This is a genomic window from Nonomuraea maheshkhaliensis, from assembly GCF_039529435.1.
GTDB lineage: Bacteria > Actinomycetota > Actinomycetes > Streptosporangiales > Streptosporangiaceae > Nonomuraea > Nonomuraea maheshkhaliensis.
Window position 1 is genome coordinate 6,703 of record NZ_BAAAMU010000188.1, and the last position, 2,670, is coordinate 9,372.

General features: G+C 67.7%; 3 protein-coding genes and 2 pseudogenes. All 5 read left to right on the forward strand.

Going from position 1 to position 2,670, the window contains the following annotated elements; translation table 11 throughout:
- The first annotated feature begins 569 nt into the window (after positions 1-569).
- Positions 570-776: a hypothetical protein gene (locus tag ABFX54_RS52980; protein WP_346114911.1), complete on the forward strand. Its 207-nt coding sequence runs from the start codon at positions 570-572 to the stop codon at positions 774-776.
- A 63-nt stretch (positions 777-839) separates the two neighbouring features.
- Positions 840-968: pseudogene (locus tag ABFX54_RS57335) on the forward strand (helix-turn-helix domain-containing protein); the annotation flags it as partial.
- Positions 969-987: 19 nt separating this feature from the next.
- Positions 988-1,449, forward strand: coding sequence for a hypothetical protein (locus ABFX54_RS52985; RefSeq protein ID WP_346114913.1), 462 nt, complete (start codon positions 988-990; stop codon positions 1,447-1,449).
- 26 nt (positions 1,450-1,475) lie between these two features.
- A complete protein-coding gene (locus ABFX54_RS52990; protein WP_346114915.1) occupies positions 1,476-2,306 on the forward strand; it encodes a transposase domain-containing protein in 831 nt (276 codons plus the stop codon).
- Positions 2,307-2,399: 93 nt separating this feature from the next.
- Positions 2,400-2,573: pseudogene (locus tag ABFX54_RS57340) on the forward strand (transposase); the annotation flags it as partial.
- Positions 2,574-2,670: the final 97 nt, after the last annotated feature.

Below are 2,670 nucleotides of genomic sequence, written 5' to 3' on the forward strand. Positions count from 1 at the left end.
CCTGGATCGCGTCCGTGGTCGGCTTCGATGGGCTCGTAGGAAAACGGCCGATCGCGTTCGAGCTGCACGAGGTGCGGAGGGGAACTCGATCACTCGCACACCGGCTGCTCGGTAAGTTGGCCGAACAGGTGCGGCAGCGGCGCTATCGGTCGTTGCCGCGCGGCGGGTGCGCATCCCATTCGGGTGAATGCGGATTTGAGAGACGTCTGTGGTGGCGCTTCGGACCTTCCGGGAGGAGCCGTCGAAGGCCGGAAACAGACGTGGAGCCTTCGGTAGACGAGCTCTCACCACAGGAAACAGCCACGGCCGAAAGGCTCCAATGAGGTGGGCCGTCGGCGAAGTGTCCATGGGGTGGGTCCTTTCCGAAGGGCTGCTCCCGAACCCGCCGTGCGAGCTTCCCCGCAACGGGGTCTCCAGTGGTCACTCCGTGAGTGATGCGGGTGGGTGCCGATGGATGTGGGCGTGGCAGAGACCGCGGACCACCAGGGCCGTGCGGCGTCGTCTTGCCATGATGTTCATCCAGTCGGGCGGAGCTGTCCCGGTCTGCCGAGGCTAGTGAGCTTGCGGACGTGGTGGTGGACCTGGGCTGGCTCGCGTTGGCCGCACAGTTCGCATCCGCCTGCAAGGAGACGTGCGATGTGTTCCCTGCGGCGGATCTGTCCCAGGCCGGGTGGGCGGTCGGTGAGGGCCGCCGTGCGCCGCCGTTCGAGTGGAATACCGCCGAACCGTGCGATCCGTGGTTTCCTGCCGTTCCCTCGGTCGGCGCTGACCTGTAGGCAGGTGCGCAGCCGTGGGGTGTGGGGATCTTGTCCCTGTAGCGACCGGCCGTCTTCGACACCGTGGATCGGTGCTTGACGGCCGGCGTCTTCAACAGCGAGGGCGTCGGCAGACTGCCGCACCGCCACGGCTGGTCGGTGCGAATTCCGGCACGGCGCGCTCTGGAGCGAGACGAGGAGGCCATCGCGGCTTGGAAGGCTGAGGTGGCCGGTGGTAAAAGCACCGCGGCGGACCTGGGCGCCTTACCTGTGCCTCGAAGTCGAAGCCGGACAGGGGCTGAGGCAGCCGAAGGGGCGCACCTGGGCACCGGTCGGCGCCCGTCCGGTGGTGACGGTACGCGGCAAGGGCTCGGGCCGGGTCAACATGGCCGGCGTCGTGGCTTACCGGGACAGTGAGCGACCGCACCTGCTCTACCGCCTGTACATCTACCGCGACCGCAAGGACGAGCCCAAATCCATCTCCTGGCTCGACTACCGGGATCTGGGCGTCTGGTCCCTGCTCCGCCGGGCCCCCCTGGCCAACTTCGCCGTCGCTGACCTGGCTGTACTCGTCCGGATCACCAAACGCAAGCTGAAGCAGATCCAGTACCGGCCCCACCTGCTCACCGGCAGCCTGGCCCAGACCGGGCTCACCCTCGACGCCCCGGCAAACCCACCAATGCCGTTTAGGTAGGTGTTTGTGCTGGTAGCGTCCGCCGGGTGGCGGAGTGGATCAAGGGTGCTGGGTCGGGTCGGCTGACGGATCTGGTGGGGCTGGGGGCGTTGACGTCGCTGGTGCCGAGGCAGGTCTTGGACGAGGCGATCGAGCTGCACGGATGCCGTGAGGAGCGTGTGCGGAAGCTCCCCGCGCATGTGATGCTTTACCTGCTGATGGCGTTATGCCTGTTCGCGGACGACGATTATGAGGAGGTCGCGGAGAAACTGACCGGCCTGCTCACGGCGGTTCCTGGAGTGCGATGGGAGCCACCGACGCGTGGAGCGGTTACCCAGGCTCGGCAGAGGCTGGGGGCCGAGGTCGTCCGGGAGGTGTTCGAGCGGGTCGCCCGGCCGGCCGCGACGGAGGCAACCTCAGGGGCGTGGCTGCGACGGTGGCGGTTGATGGCAATCGACGGGCTCACCCTCGATCTGCCGGACACAGCGGCGAACCTGGCGGAGTTCCCCAACGACAGCGCGGGCGGGTACGAGACGGTGTATCCGCAGGCCAGAGTGGTGGCGATCAGTGAGTGTGCCTCGCATGCGATCGTCGCGGCGGATGCCTCGGGCTGCTGGGACAGTGAGCAGACCCTCGCCTGCTCGTTGTACGGACGGCTCACGCCCGAGATGCTGCCGACCGCGGCTTCTCCAGCTTCCCCGCCTGGCAGTACGCGTCCCGACCGGCGCAGCCCTGCTCTGGCGTGTTCAGGCCGGGCTGCACCCGTACCGGCTGAAAGATCTGGACGACGGATCCTGGCTCGCGGTCATCACCAAGCCCACCAAGCTGCGCCGATCGAAGGAGGACCGGCTGCGAGACGACGCCCGCCGCGGCCATGAACTGGATCCGGACCCTGCGGTGATCGTCCGAGTGGTCGACTACACAGTGCCCGACCGCAAGGGTGACCACATCCGCCTCATACCACCGTCCTCGATCCCACCGAGGCCAGCGCGAACCAGCTCGCCGCCTGCTACCAGGAGCGCTGGGAAGCCGAAACCGGATTCGCTCAACTGAAAATCCATCTGCGCGGTCCCGGCAGCCTCCTGCGATCGCGGACCCCGGACCTGGTCCGCCAGGAGATCTGGGCCTACCTCCTCACCCATTGAGCCCTGGCCACCCTGATCTGCGCCGCAGCCACCGCGGCCGGGGTCGACCCAGACCGAATCACATTCTTGGCCACGCTCCGGATCGTGCGCCGCTCCG